The following is an 18,629-nucleotide window of genomic DNA, read 5'->3' on the forward strand; positions in this document are numbered from 1 at the left end:
TTTTAATTTTATTTTATTGAATACTGTTAACCAAAATGTTTCAAAACAAATAAAAAACAAGGCATAACTACACCTTGTTTTTTTATAATCTATTCTAATATTTTTTCAAATTCACAATATGATAATTTTCATCTCAACACAGGATCTCTACATAACCCTCTTAAACATCTTCTCCAACTCATAAGTAGAATGATGCACAAGAATTGGTCTTCCGTGCGGGCATGTGTATGGGTTTGTTGTTGTACGAAGTTCTTCCAGTAAAGCAAATATTTGATCGTTCGTTAAATATTGATTTGCTTTAATGGAAGCTTTACAGCTCATCATGATGGCTGCTTCTTCACGTAATTTTTTAATATCAACTTTTTTTAGTTTAACGACCTGCTCCATCATTTCATCGATAATTTCTGTTTCTTGCCCTTTTGGGAACCACGTTGGATGCGAGCGAACGATAAAGGATTGATGGCCGAATTGCTCCAAAAATAGTCCAACTTTTTTTAGTTCTTCTAGTTGCTCTTCGACACGTAAAAATTCGGTAAGAGATAAATCGATACGGTATGGTACGAGTAGTTCTTGTACTTCTTGTGCTACTCGTCCTACTTTATCACGGAAGTATTCATAATTAATACGTTCCTGCGCGGCATGTTGGTCAATCATATATAAGCCTTTATCATTTTGAGCGAAAATATATGTTCCATGCATTTGTCCAATTGGATAAAGCGGCGGTAAATCATTACCGTTCATTTCGATTTCTTCTATTTCCTGAACTTCTTCTTCTAATTCCTCTAGTTCAAAATCCTCTTCGTTACTGTCCCACGATTTCTCTTCTCGAATCGGTTCTTCCATTATCGGTTTAGTAGATGGCTGCCAACTTTGTTCTTCTCTTACGAGCGATTGTGGTGGTTGCCATTCTTGTTTTGGCGGTTGCCAAAGCTGCGCTGGCTGTTTCACAGCCTGCGGTTCTTCTTGTTTTTCATCCATGCCCGTCGGTAAAACGATCTCCGGCATGGATGGTTCTTTCGGCTTCGCATGCTCAAACTGAAACTGTTCTTGCACACTTTCATCTTTTTCTTTTTTCTTCGTTGTTACACCTGCATCTGGAATGAGCTGTATTTTTTTGAATGCTGCTTGCAATGTTTCTTCGATAAGCTTTAGTAATTCTTGTTCTTTACTAAAACGAACTTCTAATTTCGCAGGATGTACGTTAACGTCAACTAGCATTGGATCCATTTCAATCGATAAGAAGCCGATTGGATATCGTCCGACTGGCAATAATGTATGGTATCCTTGCTGAATAGCTTTCATTAATACGAAATTTCGAACGTAACGACCATTTACGATTGTTGACATATAATTTCGAGATGCTCTCGTTACTTCTGGTAATGTTACATAGCCTTTAATTGTGAAATCTAAAGATTCCGCTTCAATTGGAACAAGCTTCTTTGCAACTTGAATGCTATAAATCGATGCAAGTACTTGTCTTACATCACCATTTCCTGATGTATGAAGCAATTTCTTTTCATTATGAAATAGCTTTAACGATACTTCTGGGTGTGACATTGCAATACGATACACGATATCTGTAATATTCCCAAGCTCTGTATGAATGGTTTTCATATATTTAAGACGCGCTGGTGTATTAAAGAATAAGTTTTGTACTGTAATATCTGTTCCTTTTCGGCTCGCTGTTTTCTCCTGCTTTATAATGTCTCCACCTTTAATAATAAGGTGCGTACCAGGTGCATCACCTGTGCTAGTGATTAATTCTAATTCACTAACTGAGGCAATACTCGGTAATGCCTCGCCGCGGAAACCGAGTGTTCTTATGCGAAACAGATCGTTTTCATCTTTAATTTTGCTCGTCGCATGTCGTTCAAAAGCGACGATACAATCTTCTTCTGCAATGCCGTCCCCATTATCAATGATGCGAATTTTCGATAAACCAGCTTCTTCTAAGTGGATTTCAATAGATGTACTATTCGCATCGATAGAATTTTCCACAAGTTCTTTTACGACTGAGGCAGGGCGCTCTACTACTTCCCCTGCCGCAATTAAGTTAGAGAGTTGATCATCTAGTTTGCGAATTTTACCCATCTACTTACTCATCCTTTCTTTAACTTTTTTTGTAAGCGATACAGTTCGTTCATCGCTTCTAAAGGTGTCATATCAAGTAAATCAATTTTTTTAATTTGCGTCAGTACTGCCGTTTCTTTTGCATCTAAAACTGGCTTGTCTTGTTTTTTCGAAGATTGTTCTCCACCAAAGAATGATAGTTGTGATTCTTCTTCAGTCTCTGCTTTCGTCTCTTCTATTTCTACTGGTTCTTCTTTTACAACTACAGGCTCTGGAATAACTTCTTGCGCCTGCGCTTTCACTTCTACACGCTTTGGAATAATAATTTCTTCCTGTCCTTCAAGTTGCGCTAATACTTCTTTCGCTCGAACGATTAAGCTATCTGGAAGCTCTGCAAGTTGCGCAACGTGAATTCCGTAACTTTTATCTGCTGCCCCGTCTTGAATTTTATGAAGGAATACTACTTTTCCGTTCTCTTCAATAGCTGAAACGTGTACATTCTTCAGTTGATCTAAACTGTCTTCTAGCACTGTCAATTCATGATAATGTGTAGAGAATAACGTTTTTGCACCAATTTGGTCGTGAATATGTTCAATGATTGCTTGTGCAAGTGCCATACCATCATACGTAGATGTACCGCGTCCAATTTCATCGAATAAAATTAAACTTCTTTCTGATGCATTTGCAATGGCATTTTTCGCTTCTAACATTTCGACCATAAATGTACTTTGACCTGAAATTAAATCATCCGCCGCGCCAATTCTCGTAAAGATTTGGTCAAATACAGGTAATACTGCTTCTGTTGCTGGTACGAAACAACCGATTTGCGACATAACTGTTACAAGTGCTAATTGTCTCATATACGTACTTTTACCAGACATGTTCGGTCCTGTAATTAAAAAGACATCCATATTCTCTGGCATAATACAATCATTCGGTACATACAATTTCCCGTTCAATACTTTTTCTACGACAGGATGACGACCATCTTTAATGAAAATTTCACGCTTCGTTGTTAGTACAGGTTTTACAAACTGTTCCTCTTCACTCACTGTCGCAAAACTTTGCAGTACGTCTAATTCACTAATTACTTTCGCTAAATGCTGTAATTTCGGAATAAATACTTTTACTTCTTCACGAAGCGCTGTAAATAAATCGTATTCTAGTTGTACAATTTTTTCTTCAGCTTCTAAGATTAATGTTTCTTTTTCTTTTAGTTCATCTGTAATGAAACGTTCCGCATTAGCAAGCGTTTGTTTACGCTCGTAGCGGCCTTCTGGTAATGCTCCAAGGTTCGCTTTCGTTACTTCAATGTAGTAACCGAAAATACGGTTGTATCCGATTTTTAACGATTTAATTCCTGTAATATCACGCTCTCGTTTTTCAAGCTCAGCAATCCACGTTTTTCCGTTTTTACTCACATAGCGATATTGATCAAGCTTGTCATTATAACCATCTTTAATGATATCTCCATCTTTAATCGAAAGCGGTGGATTTTCTTGAATACTTCTTCCTAATAATTCTGTTAGACTCTCACACGGATCTGCACCTTGAATTAATCTCGCTGCATACGCGTTATCTAACAAACTAATCGCTTCTAAAATAGCTGGCACTTGTAGTAACGAGCGTCTTAACTGTAATAAGTCCCGTGCATTCACATTACCAAATGCAACTTTTCCTGCTAAACGTTCCAAATCATATACTTCTTTTAACTTTTCTTTTAAATCTTCACGCAAGAAGTAATCATTTACAAACGTTTCAACCATTTCTAAACGCTCTTCAATTCGTTCTTTCTGTATAAGTGGACGTTCCATCCACTGTTTTAACATACGACCACCCATAGCCGTTTTCGTCTTATCTAATAGCCATAGTAAAGATCCTGTTTTCTCTTTCGTTCGAAGTGTTTCTGTTAGCTCTAAATTTCGCTTTGAATGCACATCAATTTTCATAAATTGATTCGTATAATAAATTTCCACAGGCTGTAAATGATCTAATGAACGTTTTTGCGTTCTTATTACATAGTTAAATAAGCGCCCAACTGCTTTAATTAACTTTGCTTGTGAAACGTTTTTCACAAGATGTTCTAACCCTTCTGGGATTGCCGTTGCATCTTCATATGAAATCGTCATCTTTAACGTTTCCGTTAACTTGTTTAATTCATCTTTTGAAAAGGAAGAATCTACAACAATTTCTTTCGAACCGGTTGCATACACTTCTAATAAAATATCTTCTACTGAACCAGTCAATAACGTTACTGTATTTTGTCCAGTCGTTAAATCGTTACAAGCTAACGCATATGACCCATCTTCAAAATGTGTTAATGCGGCTAAAAAGTTATTTTCTTTCTCATCAATCGTACGCCCTTCCATCATCGTTCCTGGCGTAATTAATTGTACGACTTCACGGCGCACTACACCTTTAGCTGTTTTTGGGTCTTCTACTTGCTCACAAACCGCTACTTTATATCCTTTTTCAACAAGTTGTTCAATATAGTTTTTAGCCGCATGATACGGTACACCGCACATCGGTATACGTTCACTACTACCACCGTCTCGGCTCGTTAATGTAATTTCAAGTTCGTGGGCTGCTTTAACCGCATCCTCAAAGAACATTTCATAAAAATCACCTAAGCGGAAAAATAAAAAGGCATCTTGATAGTCTGCCTTAACTTTTAAATATTGCTGTATCATAGGCGTATATTGCGTCATACTTATCCTCCATAATTCTTACATAATAATCTATATTCATATATGTCACATTTCACGGACACTCTTATCTCCTATTTCAGGAGTCTTTCTTCATTATAGCACATTTCATTAGCAATCATGTTCATCTAAGCACCACTTATGTAAAGTAAAAAGCTAGGAAGAACTTCTCCCTAGCTTTCTATTACTCTTCTTCTGCATCAACGATAAAGTTCGGATCTAACTCTTCAAACTCATCATCTTCAATTTGGAAAGCATCATCTGATTCTACACAACCTTCAGGGTTTACACTTACACAAATTTTCGTTTCGCCAACTACTTCTGTTACAAATTCACGTTCTACCGTTACAACAATTTTATTACCATTTGGTGATACAAGAGCTTCTAAACAATTTGGTGGCTGAATGACACGAGCAATAATTTCTAAATCATCACCAGAAAAGTTTTTATCACGATATCCAATGCTTACTTCATCTGTGTAGTTTACACGTTCTGTTACAACTTCTGTCTTTGTATTGCCATCGAATGAATACCAAGTGTTCACATCATAGAAACCTTCAATTTCCACATGTTTTCCATTCTTTCTTGCTTCGTACGAGTGGTTAATTACCCAGCACCCTAAAATACTTGTTGGCTCATTATTCGATTCACATGTATGCGTTGACTTTGTATACTTACGTCCTTTTCCAACCACTGCTTTTGTAATAATCTCTCTAAATTCGGACATTCGTAACCCTCCTCAATCACTATTCACTTAATCATATGCGTGACAATAGCGGAATGTGTCATTCTTTTTTTGAGAAGAACTTACGTTTAATCCACTAAAAAAAGAGATGTCAATTCGACATCTCTTTAACAACCACAATTTCCTTTTTTACTTTCTACCGCTGCGCCCGTTTCACCCTTCAATACATCGCCATTAGTTGAAATTAATATTTCATCTGTTACGTTGTTAGAAATCGTACTTGCAACTAGCTGTAGTAAGTCATTTACATATGTTTGTGAAGATTTAAATTCTTGTACAACTGGGATGCTATCTAACTTATCTTGCAGGGCATCAATTTCAGCTTCTACTTTTTTCAAAGCTTCCCATTTCCCGTAATGTTGCAAGTTTACTGCTTGTTTTTGCAGTGCTTTAATTTCATCAATTGCGCGCTTCACATTTTCATTTTTATGAATTTGTGCCTCTGCTTTCTTAAAGAAATCAACTTCTTCTGTTTCAGAAATCATTTTTGCTAATTCTTTCGCTTGCTCAACAATTTCATCTTTCGAATATACTTTCATCTATTATTCCACCTCAATCGGCTCTTCAACTAATTCTCCGTTAAGAGACCAAGTTTTTGCATCCGTTACTTTTACTTTCACAAGCTGACCAATTAAAGACTTTGGAGCAACAAAGTTTACAAGTTTATTTGTACGAGTATAACCTGCAAGTACTTCTGGATTATTTTTACTCTCTCCATCAACTAACACTTCTACAATTTGACCTTTATAACGATTATTCTTTTCAATTGCCAATTTATTTACTAATGCATTTAAGCGTTGAAGACGTTCTTTCTTTACTTCCATCGGTACATTGTCTTTCATTTTTGCAGCTGGTGTACCTTCACGCGGAGAATAAATAAAGGTAAAGGCAGTATCAAACCCTACTTCACGATATAACGACATCGTTTCTTCAAATTGCTCATCTGTTTCATTCGGGAAACCGACAATAATATCAGTTGTTAATACCGCGTTTGGAATTGCTTCTTTAATTTTTCTTACAAGCTCTAAATAATGCTCACGTGAATATTTACGCGCCATAATTTTTAACATTTCTGTGCTTCCAGATTGAACTGGTAAGTGAATATGTTCTACTAAGTTGCCACCTTTTCCAAGCACTTCAATTAAGTGATCATCGAAATCGCGTGGATGGCTCGTTGTAAAACGAATACGGGCAATATCAACTTTACGGAGCTCGTCCATTAAATCGCCAAGACCGTATTCTATATCTTCAAAGTCTTTACCATATGCATTTACGTTCTGTCCAAGTAACGTAATTTCTTTATAACCATTCGCAGCTAAATGACGAATCTCTTGGATAATGTCTTCTGGACGTCTGCTTCGCTCTTTTCCGCGTGTATACGGTACGATACAATATGTACAGAACTTATCACAGCCATACATAATATTTACCCAAGCTTTAATATCACCACGACGTACTTTCGGAAGATTTTCAATTACGTCTCCTTCTTTGGACCAAACTTCAACTACCGTCTCCTTCGAGAACATTGCATCTTTTAGAATGTACGGTAATCTATGAATATTATGTGTTCCAAACACCATATCTACATGCTGATTTTTTTGCATAATTTTATTTACAACAGATTCCTCTTGGGACATACAACCACATACACCAATTAAAAGATCAGGATTTCTTCGTTTTAGTGCCTTTAAATGCCCTAGTTCACCGAACACTTTATTTTCAGCATTTTCACGAATAGCACAAGTATTTAATAATACTACATCTGCTTCTTCAGTTGAAAAGGTTGGTTCATATCCAAGTGCAGTGAAAATACCCGCCATTACTTCTGTATCGTGCTCATTCATTTGACAACCATATGTACGAATATAAAACTTTCTTCCTGTACCGAAATTGCGAAACTCTTCAGGTAAGCCAAAATCCCGTTCAATTTTAACTTCTTCTTTCCCTCGTTTTTTCGCGTCTTTTAAGGAAGGTGGTTGGTATACACTTTCAAAGTATTTACTATAATCTTTCTCTTCTTTTTTCTTAGAGGAATTTGCTTGTTGACTTGCTAATCGTTGTTGCTCGTTCATCGGTAATCTCCTTTCACCCTTAACTATACACACTTTATAGTCCATTTTAATGCGCTTAGACCCACCTCAAAAATGGTTAGATAGCTTGAGAGATACTTGTCCTTTGAAACTTGAGTAATCAATCTAATCATCTATAAGAATGAAGTCTTCCCCACACAAATAGACATTCCCTTTTTGTATTTCTTTTGTCCTACTCAAAAGCATATTGCTTTATCCCTATACACATTACCATAGTATGAAGTGTTTCGCCAATTTTTACAAAGAAGAAGGCTTATCCTATTATTACATTTCCTAGTTAATGAACATGCAATTTTCATACAACGATTTATATATTATTTTACCATTCTGAATTTTCTAAGTAAATAAGACTACCTTATATTTTCACTCATAAAAAAAGGTTGCCAAATGGCAACCTCCTCTTCTTATATTACATAAATTCAGCAACAAGTTCATCAAACATTTTCTGATCCATATTTAAATCAGATTGCACTAAAGGCTTCTCACTATATCCTTTTACTAGTTCTTGGTATGAAGGTTGCGCTGTATTTTGATAAATTAACCCTGTTACTAATCCGTTGTTTTCCATTAATGTTTGCATAGCCATCATGCGATTAGACGGATCATATCCCTCTACTGTACTTAGTTTTGTTAAATTCTCTTTAAACCAATCGTAAGTATTTACTTTATTGTAAGTAACACATGGGCTGAATACGTTAATTAATGAAAATCCTTTATGGTTAATACCAGCTTCAATAATTTGTGTTAATTCTTTTAAATCACTTGAAAAGCTTTGTGCCACAAATGTTGCACCAGCTGTTAAAGCCATTTCCATAACATTTAGTGACGGTTCAATTGAACCTTGTGGTGTACTTTTCGTTTTAAATCCAGCTTCACTACGTGGTGAAGTTTGCCCTTTTGTTAATCCATAAATTTGGTTATCCATTACGATGTACGTAATGTCAATGTTACGACGAATAGAATGGATCGTATGTCCCATACCAATCGCAAATCCATCACCGTCACCACCTGATGCGATAACTGTTAAATCACGGTTTGCCATTTTTACACCTTGTGCAATTGGAAGGGCACGACCATGAATACTATGCACACCATATGAATTAATATAACCTGAAATACGACCTGAACAGCCGATACCAGAAATAACAGCAAGTTCATCTGGATTTAAGCCAACGTTAGCTGCCGCACGTTGAATTGCAGCTTGCACCGAGAAGTCTCCGCAACCTGGGCACCAGTTTGGTTTTACACTGTTACGAAAGTCCTTAAATGTTGCCATTTAATACAACCCCTTTTTTGCATTCGTTGTAAATCTCTTTCGGCAAGAATGGGTTCCCATCATATTTTAAAAGACTAGAAATTTTCTCACCGTTACCAAGATTCATTTTCATAATGTTAGCAAGTTGACCTGTTGCATTGTTTTCTACCACTACAACACGCTTCGCATTTTTCACAAGTGGATCGATTTCAGCTGTTGGGAACGGGTGAATTAAACGCACATGAGCATGGTTTACTTTCATACCCTCTTGTTCTAAGCGCTCCATTGCTTCTTCGATCGCACCACGAGTTGAGTTAAATCCAACAAGCAATACGTCTGCTTCTTCATGCTTAACATTTTTATAAACAGGGGTATTAAACTTCAAGTTCTCCATTTTACGGAAACGTTTGTCCATTTGATCTTTACGGTTTAATGCTGATTCAGATGGTTTACCAGTTTCATCATGTTCTACACCTGTAACATGGTGAACACCATTTTTCATACCAGGTAAAACACGTGGTGAAACGCCATCTTCTGTTACTTCATAACGCTTGAAGTATGCTTTATTTTCACGTTCTGGTAATTCCGCTTCTAAATCAAGCTTACCACGACGAATTTCCACTTTATCTAACTTAAGTGGTTCTACTGTCTGTTTCCCTAAAGAAAGCTGTAAATCTGTTAAGAAAATAACAGGTACTTGATATTCTTCAGATAAGTTAAACGCTTCTACAATATCATAGAAAGCTTCTTCCACTGTACTTGGCGCCATTACGATTTTTGGAATTTCACCGTGCGTACCGTAAATCATTGCCATTAAATCAGACTGCTCTTGTTTCGTTGGTAATCCTGTACTTGGACCACCACGTTGTGTATCAACAATTACTAATGGCGTTTCTGTAATACCTGCTAAACCAATCGCTTCCATCATTAAAGATAGACCTGGACCAGCAGATGCAGTTAATGTACGAACACCAGCATAGTTTGCACCGATTGCCATTGTACAAGCTGCAATTTCATCCTCAGTTTGGATTACTGTTCCGCCGACTTTTGGCAATTTTTTAATTAAGTATTCCATAATTTCAGATGCAGGTGTAATTGGATATGCAGACATAAAGCGAGCACCACCAGCTACTGCACCAAATGCAATCGCATCGTTCCCAATCATAAACATGCGCTTCTGACCATCAGCTTTTTCAAGCTGCATCATGTTTACTTTCTCACCTAGTAACTCTTTCATATATTGAGAGCCGCGCTTAATTGCGTCCATGTTCTTTTGAACAACTTGCTCTCCTTTACGACCAAAGATCTCTTCAACAACATCTAAATAAGCTGTTTCATCTAATCCTAATACCGCACTTGATGCTCCAACAGCAACCATGTTTTTCATTAATGATGTGCCTAATTCTGATGCAATATCTGTAAACGGTATCACATATAGGTTTACATCTGTATTGTCAGGTATTGTCGGATTAAATTTCGCATCTGCAACTACAATCCCGCCCGGACGTAGTTCGTGGAAGTTAAAATCAATTGTTTCTTGATCAAAAGCAATTAAAATATCTAAATCATCTGAGATCGCGCGTACTTCTGTTGTACTTACACGAATTTTATTATTTGTATGGCCGCCTTTTATACGTGATGAGAAGTGGCGGTAACCGTATAGGTAATATCCTAATCGGTTTAATGCAATACAGAAGATTTCTCCTGTACTTTCAATTCCTTCACCTTGTTGGCCTCCAACTTTCCATGAAAGTTGACTAATCATCTCCTACACCCCTTTTGGCTGCATTCATTGTAGTGTATTTTTTTACAGTAATAGTTTAGCATTTTTTATGCAAATAAACTACAATGGACGCAAATTATGCCTCTTCTGATTTCCCTGAATCTTTAGTATAAAGCTATTTTGTTTTTCATTCTAGTATTAGGTCTTAAAAAAAGCAATAATATCAAATGAATTAATTCTAATTTTTCTGGATTTTTAAAACAAAAATTTTAAAAGCTTATATGTTCAACAAAATTATCATATAAAAATCGCTCTACAGTAGATGCAGCATAGTGTTTACAAAGCTCGTTCATTACATTTTCATAATCTCGATACGCTGATACATTTACAACTGTTTCTACTATCCCATCAAAATCCGAACCAAACCCTATATTGTTCTCTCCACCTAATGAACAAATATATTCGATATGTCTTACTATATCTGCTACATTCGCTTGTTTTTCATTTGTTAGAAACTGCGGTACAAAAGTGACACCGATCATGCCATTTCGCTTTATAAGAGCTTTAAGTTGTTCATCGTTTAAATTACGTGGGTGCTGACAAAGTTTCATACAATTTGAGTGGGAAGCAATAGGATTTTTTGCAATTTCAATCACATCCCAAAAACTTCTTTCATTCAAATGAGACACATCAGTCCATACATGTAACGCATTCAGTTCTTGTACAACATGTTTACCAGAAGTCGTTAAACCTGCCCCACGTGTCTCTAGCGCACCATCAGCTAATAGATTGGCATAATTCCATGTTAGTCCAAAAGAACGTACTCCTAGGCGATACAACAACCGTAATTTCATTGCATCTTTTCCAATTGCTTCGCATCCTTCTAATGTTAATATCGCTCCAATCTCGTCCTGTTTTAACATGTTCATATCATCTTTTGTCTGAATAAACTTCACACCTGGTAAGGATAAAATTTCATTATAAAAAATATCTACCATTTGCAATGCTACTTCAAATCGGTTTTCATATGCCACTGTTTCTGGCACATATATAGCAAAACATTGTATACTTCCTTTTCTGTTCTTTAACTGTTCAAATGTAATATGTAATTGCGAATCATGTTTAAAATCCTTTTTCCCTTGTGCACTCCATAACTGAAGAAGCACATCACAATGAGCATCAAAAATTTTCATTTTCATTCCTCCATTATAAAAACAACCTGTTTGCATACTGCAAACAGGTTGTTTAAACTTAACGAGGTTCTACAATTAATTTTATTGCTGTACGTTCTTCCCCATCAATCATGATATCCGTAAACGCTGGGATACAAATCAGGTCCAAACCACTAGGCGCTACAAATCCTCTTGCAATTGCTACTGCCTTTACCGCTTGGTTCAATGCACCTGCACCAATGGCTTGAATTTCTGCTGTTCCGCGTTCGCGAATAACACCTGCAAGTGCACCAGCTACAGAATTAGGGACCGACGTTGCTTTAACTTTTAATATTTCCATTCCGCGTTTCCTCCTCGTTTCTATAAAAAGTATTAGCAATTATTTCACTTTAACTTATATTCACGAGGAATGACACGTATTCCTGCTAAATTTCTGTAATTTTTCTAAAAAATTAAAAAATAATAACTTATCTAAATTTTAATAGGAATTACTCAAAAAATGGCTGATCATCATTAATTAAGATACGCTCAATTTTCTTAGCTTTTCCCGTATTAGGGTCCACATCAATTAGCACTGCACTTAATTGTGTTCTACCATTTGTCACTTCAAATCGTACTGGTAAGTTTGTTAAAAACTTCTTCAATACTGCTTCTCGGTCCATACCTAAAATTCCATCGTACGGTCCTGTCATACCAACATCTGTGATATATGCCGTTCCGCTTGGTAAAATACGATTATCTGCTGTAGGAACATGCGTATGTGTACCTACTACCGCTGTAGCACGACCATCTACATACCAACCTAACGCTTGTTTTTCGCTTGTAGTTTCCGCATGGAAATCAACAAAAATAATATTCGTACGTTTTTTCGCAATGTTAATTAATTCATCCACTTTACGGAATGGACAATCAATTGGAGGAAGGAACGTACGTCCTTGTAAGTTAATAACTGCAACTTCTGTTCCATTACAGTTCACAAAAATAAGCCCTTTTCCTGGAGTGCCTTCTGGGAAGTTAGCTGGTCTTGCAAGATATTTTGCATCATCAATAAATTCAAATACTTCACGGTTATCCCAAGCGTGATTTCCAAGTGTAACCGCTTGTGCTCCGCATTCTAAAAAGTTTCGGTATATTTTTTCCGTAATTCCACGTCCACCTGCTGCATTTTCCCCATTAATAATGGTTACTGTAGGTGTATATTTCTTCTTTAATGCCGGTACGTATTGTTGAATCATACCTCTACCAGGAGATCCTACTACATCCCCAACAAATAATATTCTCATATGTCTTACCCTTCCTATGTACTACATTTTTTATTACTATAGCTTCAAGTAATTATCTTACAATATATTTATTATAAGTTTGTTTCACTTGTATGCTAGGTATAACTAATTTCCTTTATTTTAACCAATTCCAACACAAAAAAATAAAGTGGTGTTTCACCACTTTATTTTGCGTATTCCACTGCGCGTGTTTCACGAATAACAGTTACTTTAATATGCCCTGGGTAATCCAGTTCATTTTCAATACGTTTTCGAATATCACGAGCTAAACGATGAGCTTCTAAATCATCAATTGTATCTGGTTTTACCAGAATACGAACTTCTCGTCCTGCTTGAATTGCGAAAGATTTTTCTACGCCTTCATAAGACTCTGAAATCTCTTCTAACTTTTCAAGACGACGAATATAGTTCTCAAGTGTTTCACTACGAGCTCCAGGTCTTGCAGCTGATAATGCATCTGCTGCTGCAACTAAAACTGCAATGATAGAAGTTGGTTCTGTGTCTCCGTGGTGAGATGCAATACTGTTTATAACTACAGGATGCTCTTTATATTTCGTTGCGAGTTCAACACCAATTTCAACGTGGCTACCTTCTACTTCATGGTCAATCGCTTTACCGATATCATGTAATAGACCAGCACGTCTTGCTAGTTTTTCATCCTCACCAAGCTCTGCTGCCATAAGTCCAGTTAAATATGCAACTTCCATAGAGTGTTTTAAGACGTTTTGCCCGTAACTTGTACGGTATTTTAAACGACCTAAAATCTTAATTAAATCTGGATGTAAACCGTGAACACCCACTTCAAACGTTGTTTGCTCTCCGACTTCACGAATATACTCGTCCACTTCACGTCTTGATTTTTCGACCATCTCTTCAATACGCGCTGGGTGAATACGTCCGTCCTGTACTAGTTTATCAAGAGCGATACGAGCTGTTTCACGACGAATTGGGTCGAATCCAGAAAGGATAACCGCTTCTGGTGTATCATCGATAATTAGGTCAATACCTGTTAACGTTTCTAACGTACGAATATTTCGACCTTCACGTCCGATAATACGTCCCTTCATTTCGTCATTTGGAAGATTTACAACCGAAACGGTTGTTTCAGCAACATGATCAGCTGCACATCTCTGCATTGCAAGAGATAAAATCTCTTTTGCTTTCTTATCTGCTTCTTCTTTCGCACGAACTTCACTTTCTTTTACCATTACGGCAATTTCATGAGAAACTTCACTTTCTACTTTACCAAGAATAATTGCTTTCGCTTGTTCGCGTGTCAGATTGGAAATGCGCTCTAATTCTGTTTGTTGCTTTTGAACTAACTCTCCCACTTTGCTTTCCAACTCTTCAATCTGTTGTTGTCTCGCTACAAGAGAATCCTCTTTCTTTTCTAACTGTTGCTCGCGTTTATCGAGCGTTTCGTCTTTACGATCAAGGTTCTCTTCTTTTTGCATTAAACGATTTTCTTGTTTTTGTAATTCGCTTCTACGGTCACGAATTTCTAATTCAGCTTCTGTACGAAGTGTATGAATTTCATCCTTTGCTTCTAAAAGCGCTTCTTTCTTAAGTGCTTCAGCTTCACGATTCGCTTCATCTATAATACGTTTCGCTTCATTAGCTGCACCATTAATCTTCGCTTCAGCAATAGACTTTCGAACAAAAAAGCCAACAACTGCACCGACTGTTGCAAGCAAAATGGAGATGAGTATCCAAACTGCAGTACTACTCATGATTTCACCTCCCCTTGCTATGAATGAAAAAAGACTGTCGGCATGTACATTGAATAACAACATACAGCAAAGACCGTCGTCCCGCTTTTTTAAGGGACTTTCTTCATTTCACAATTAAAATGTCATATTATTATTTCGGCAAGATTTAAGTCTTACTCCGAATATTACTTCTCTTCTTGAGAAGAGTGTTTCGTATATAAGAAAAAATATACATTCTCATTGTATCTATCGCAATTTTCATTGTCAAGCGTTGTCTACTTTTACTTTCTTTACCTTCAGCTCTAATTTATATAGGAATTTAAAAAGCAGAGAGCATATTATCCTGGAAAACCTTAGTAAATTCCAGTTTATTCATGTAAAACACGCATATATCCCTCTGTACACATACTGTTTTAGATGGATTAAATATTTTATCTCCAACGATATACAACGCTTTCATAATGATACAAAAATAAAAGACACGAAGCCGTGTCTTTTATCCCACTTTAATCAAGAAGACTTGGATCTTCCATATCTTCAGCACCTGAATCTTCGCTAATTCCGTGATGCTCACGAATAAAGAAGGCAATTTCTTCTCTTAAATCCGTATTTTCTTTTAAGAACTGCTTCGAATTTTCACGACCTTGTCCTAAGCGTTCTTCATTATAAGAGTACCAAGCACCGCTCTTTTGAACGATATCAAGTTCAGAAGCCATATCTAAGATTTCACCTTCTCTTGAAATACCTTCTCCGTACATAATATCAACTTCCGCAACACGGAATGGTGGTGCCACTTTATTTTTAACTACTTTTACTTTTGTTTTATTACCAACGATGTCGTTACCTTGTTTTAATTGCTCCGCACGACGCACTTCAAGACGAACAGTTGAATAGAATTTCAACGCACGACCACCTGGAGTTGTTTCTGGCACTATCTATAGATTTTCCATCTCTATAGTCCGGACTATCTCTTCATCTCTTTACAGAGAGCCTTGCACTTCCAGCAGTAGCCTATCATCTGCCGTACCCTACTCAGTTAACTAAAAGTCCTTTTCGGTAGTCTCTACACCTTCCCCATATCACTATGGAGCTTGGCACGGTATTACCCTAAATAATGGTGGGCTTCACCGTTAGCAACTATATGAATAGTTACACCCTTAGGCAATAAGGTTCACAAGGTTTTTTAACATGCTATCACTAGCAAGGGAAACCCATGGTAAACTCCTTAATCTTTACGATTAAGCAACTTGTAGTTGATTTCCGAACATAACCCCAACTTTTTCACGAATTTGGTTAATAAAGATTGCGATTGTTTTTGATTTATTGATTGCACCTGAAAGTTTACGAAGTGCTTGAGACATTAAACGAGCTTGTAAACCTACGTGTGAGTCACCCATGTCTCCTTCAATCTCAGCTTTCGGTACAAGAGCTGCTACAGAGTCAATTACGATAATATCAACCGCACCACTTCGTACAAGTGCTTCTGCGATTTCTAAACCTTGCTCCCCTGTATCAGGTTGTGATAATAGTAATTCATCGATGTTAACACCTAATTTTTGTGCATATACAGGATCCATTGCATGCTCCGCATCGATGAATGCTGCTTGTCCACCTTGACGCTGTACCTCTGCAATTGCATGTAATGAAACTGTTGTTTTACCTGAACTCTCAGGTCCATAAATCTCGATAATACGGCCACGTGGGTATCCGCCTACCCCTAATGCCACATCAAGTGCTAAAGAACCACTAGAAACTGTAGAAACTCTACGCTCCGCTTGTTCTCCTAATTTCATAATTGAACCTTTACCGAATTGCTTCTCTATTTGTTTTAACGCCATATCTAATGCCGCTTGACGATCACTCATTCAAAATTCCTCCTTAACTGAATTGCTAATCTTATTATACCTATTTTCAATTCAATTTGCCAACAAAAATCGAACATTTATTCGATTTTTTTATTTTTCATTAAATATAACCACATTTAACCATTAAAAAAAGCTAAAAGAGACTTATATCTCTTCTAGCTTTTTATACAAATGATAAAATCCATATTTTGCTGAGCGTTCCCTAATTTGTTGACGACTTCCGCTTAAATTTAGAGGAAAGACTACAGTTGGTTCATCTTTCATCGCCAATCCAACAAATACAGTTCCCGGCTCTTTATGTTCTGAAGCATCTGGTCCTGCTACCCCAGTGAAACTAATTCCGATATCCGCTTTTAATAATTCTCTAACATTTTCAGCAAGATAACGAGCACATTCTTTACTAACTGCACCGTCAGTAGACAAGACTTCCTCAGGTACATGTAATACATGTTGCTTCACATCATTATGGTAACAAATGACACCGCCTTTAAATACGGAAGACACACCAGCGTTTTCTGTTACTTGATTACCAAAGAGACCACCTGTTAAACTTTCCGCACACGCTAAAGTTAATCCTTTTTTCTTCAATAACTCTATCGCCTTATAATGTAGAAACTCTTGGTCATACCCGTAGAAAAATTCTCCAACTCTTTCTAAAATCAAATCTTCCACATGCTGAATGAGTTTCTCCGCTTCATGAGCATTTTGATGTTTAGCCGTTAAACGTAATGTCACTTCTCCATCATTGGCAAGCGGGGCGATTGTCGGATTTGTTTGTCCATCAATTAAATCTTGAACTTTCACCTCTAATTGAGATTCCCCAATTCCGAAAAAGCGAAGCACGCGAGAATAAATGTTTTCTCCTGTTGTAAAGTTACGTAAAAAAGGCTCCACATAACTTACATACATCGGCTTCATTTCTTTCGGTGGTCCTGGTAATAAAATATAAACTTTTCCGTTCTTATTTAATCCCATACCAGGTGCCATACCGTGATCATTTGCAAATACAGTCGCTCCATCCAAAACGAGCGCCTGCTTTTTATTATTCTCCGTGAACTCTCGACCTGTTCGCTTAAAGTAATCGCTTATTGATGCTAATGCCTTTTCATCATATACAAGCTCTTCCGCTAAGCTAGACGCTATTGTTTCCTTCGTTAAATCATCTTTTGTCGGTCCTAATCCACCTGTAAAAATAAGCATGTCCGCACGTTCTTCTGCAACTTCAATCGCCTGCTGTAATCGTTTGTTATTATCTCCAACTACAGTATGGTAGTACACATTAATGCCAATTGAAGCTAACTTTTCAGATAAAAACTGGGCGTTCGTATTTGCAATTTGTCCAAGTAATAATTCCGTTCCAACCGCAATAATTTCAGCATTCATCCCAATTCCCCCATAAACTTCTATTTTGAGTTTACAAAAGCAGCTCTATTTTTCCAGAAATAATCCCATCCTGAAATAACAGTAAAAATTAATGCAATCCATATAAAGATATCAGCAACTGGAATATGGATTAAATTTAAAGGTACATCGTGTAATAAGTATGCCGCAATCGCGATAATTTGTGTCCATGTCTTAATTTTCCCTAGCTGATTTGCCGCAACTACTTCCCCTGTTCCAGCAAGTACAAGACGTAAACCAGTTACCGCAAACTCACGGCTTATAATGACAATAACGATCCAAGCAGGTACATATTGCATCTCAACTAACGTGATAAGTGCCGCTGAAACAAGTAATTTATCAGCTAACGGGTCAAGGAACTTCCCTAAATTCGTTACAAGATTATACTTTCTTGCGTAATGTCCATCAATCCAATCTGTAGCCGAAGCAACAATAAAGATAAGCGCTCCTACTAAATGTTGAATTGGTAAATCAACATCACCAATTGTGTATGAACCCCAATCAAAGGGCGCTAACATAATTACCATAAAAATTGGAATTAAGCAGATTCTAGATATTGTAATTTTATTTGGTAAATTCACAGCTATTCCTCCATCATATCAAAAACATTT

The 18,629-nt window shown here is 36.9% G+C and carries 13 protein-coding genes and 2 pseudogenes; all 15 read right to left on the bottom strand.

The genetic code is table 11. The features are described 5' to 3' along the window. Positions 1-147: 147 nt before the first annotated feature. Positions 148-2,091 carry a DNA mismatch repair endonuclease MutL gene (mutL, locus tag PDQ40_RS09655; RefSeq protein ID WP_000516472.1) on the bottom strand — a complete coding sequence of 648 codons (1,944 nt, stop codon included), beginning with the start codon at positions 2,089-2,091 and terminating at the stop codon, positions 148-150. 8 nt (positions 2,092-2,099) lie between these two features. After that, positions 2,100-4,778 (bottom strand): DNA mismatch repair protein MutS, encoded by a 2,679-nt coding sequence (gene mutS / locus PDQ40_RS09660; RefSeq protein ID WP_073535867.1) that lies wholly within the window; start codon positions 4,776-4,778, stop codon positions 2,100-2,102. A gap of 181 nt (positions 4,779-4,959) precedes the next feature. Beyond that, positions 4,960-5,502 (bottom strand): outer spore coat protein CotE, encoded by a 543-nt coding sequence (gene cotE / locus PDQ40_RS09665; protein ID WP_001288798.1) that lies wholly within the window; start codon positions 5,500-5,502, stop codon positions 4,960-4,962. Between the two features lie 125 nt (positions 5,503-5,627). Then, the gene (locus tag PDQ40_RS09670) at positions 5,628-6,059 is read right to left on the bottom strand and encodes a RicAFT regulatory complex protein RicA family protein (protein ID WP_000870462.1); all 432 of its coding nucleotides are present in this window, start codon (positions 6,057-6,059) and stop codon (positions 5,628-5,630) included. 3 nt (positions 6,060-6,062) lie between these two features. Then, entirely contained in the window at positions 6,063-7,592 is a 1,530-nt protein-coding gene (gene miaB, locus PDQ40_RS09675; RefSeq protein WP_076855454.1) for a tRNA (N6-isopentenyl adenosine(37)-C2)-methylthiotransferase MiaB, read from the bottom strand. A 427-nt stretch (positions 7,593-8,019) separates the two neighbouring features. Beyond that, the gene (locus PDQ40_RS09680) at positions 8,020-8,886 is read right to left on the bottom strand and encodes a 2-oxoacid:ferredoxin oxidoreductase subunit beta (protein WP_000190154.1); all 867 of its coding nucleotides are present in this window, start codon (positions 8,884-8,886) and stop codon (positions 8,020-8,022) included. After that, on the bottom strand, positions 8,873-10,630 hold the full coding sequence (locus PDQ40_RS09685) for a 2-oxoacid:acceptor oxidoreductase subunit alpha (RefSeq protein ID WP_000625425.1): 1,758 nt from the start codon (positions 10,628-10,630) through the stop codon (positions 8,873-8,875). The genes PDQ40_RS09680 and PDQ40_RS09685 overlap by 14 nt, the downstream gene beginning before the upstream one ends. Before the next feature lie 227 nt (positions 10,631-10,857). Then, positions 10,858-11,781, bottom strand: coding sequence for a dipeptidase (locus tag PDQ40_RS09690; protein ID WP_000688035.1), 924 nt, complete (start codon positions 11,779-11,781; stop codon positions 10,858-10,860). A 58-nt stretch (positions 11,782-11,839) separates the two neighbouring features. Continuing rightward, positions 11,840-12,100: a stage V sporulation protein SpoVS gene (spoVS, locus tag PDQ40_RS09695; protein ID WP_000404341.1), complete on the bottom strand. Its 261-nt coding sequence runs from the start codon at positions 12,098-12,100 to the stop codon at positions 11,840-11,842. Positions 12,101-12,248: 148 nt separating this feature from the next. Continuing rightward, positions 12,249-13,043 carry a TIGR00282 family metallophosphoesterase gene (locus tag PDQ40_RS09700; protein WP_001221095.1) on the bottom strand — a complete coding sequence of 265 codons (795 nt, stop codon included), beginning with the start codon at positions 13,041-13,043 and terminating at the stop codon, positions 12,249-12,251. Between the two features lie 164 nt (positions 13,044-13,207). Beyond that, a complete protein-coding gene (rny, locus tag PDQ40_RS09705) occupies positions 13,208-14,773 on the bottom strand; it encodes a ribonuclease Y (RefSeq protein ID WP_000099355.1) in 1,566 nt (521 codons plus the stop codon). A gap of 485 nt (positions 14,774-15,258) precedes the next feature. Further along, a pseudogene (locus PDQ40_RS09710) lies at positions 15,259-15,681 on the bottom strand (recombinase RecA); the annotation flags it as partial. A gap of 327 nt (positions 15,682-16,008) precedes the next feature. Continuing rightward, a pseudogene (recA, locus tag PDQ40_RS09715) lies at positions 16,009-16,617 on the bottom strand (recombinase RecA); the annotation flags it as partial. Positions 16,618-16,761: 144 nt separating this feature from the next. Next, positions 16,762-18,000 (bottom strand): competence/damage-inducible protein CinA, encoded by a 1,239-nt coding sequence (gene cinA, locus PDQ40_RS09720; protein ID WP_000990710.1) that lies wholly within the window; start codon positions 17,998-18,000, stop codon positions 16,762-16,764. 20 nt (positions 18,001-18,020) lie between these two features. Further along, positions 18,021-18,599 (bottom strand): CDP-diacylglycerol--glycerol-3-phosphate 3-phosphatidyltransferase, encoded by a 579-nt coding sequence (pgsA, locus tag PDQ40_RS09725; protein ID WP_001052965.1) that lies wholly within the window; start codon positions 18,597-18,599, stop codon positions 18,021-18,023. Positions 18,600-18,629 lie beyond the last annotated feature (30 nt).

The organism is Bacillus cereus group sp. Bc061 (assembly GCF_027715825.1).
In the GTDB taxonomy this organism is placed as follows: Bacteria; Bacillota; Bacilli; order Bacillales; family Bacillaceae_G; genus Bacillus_A; species Bacillus_A paranthracis.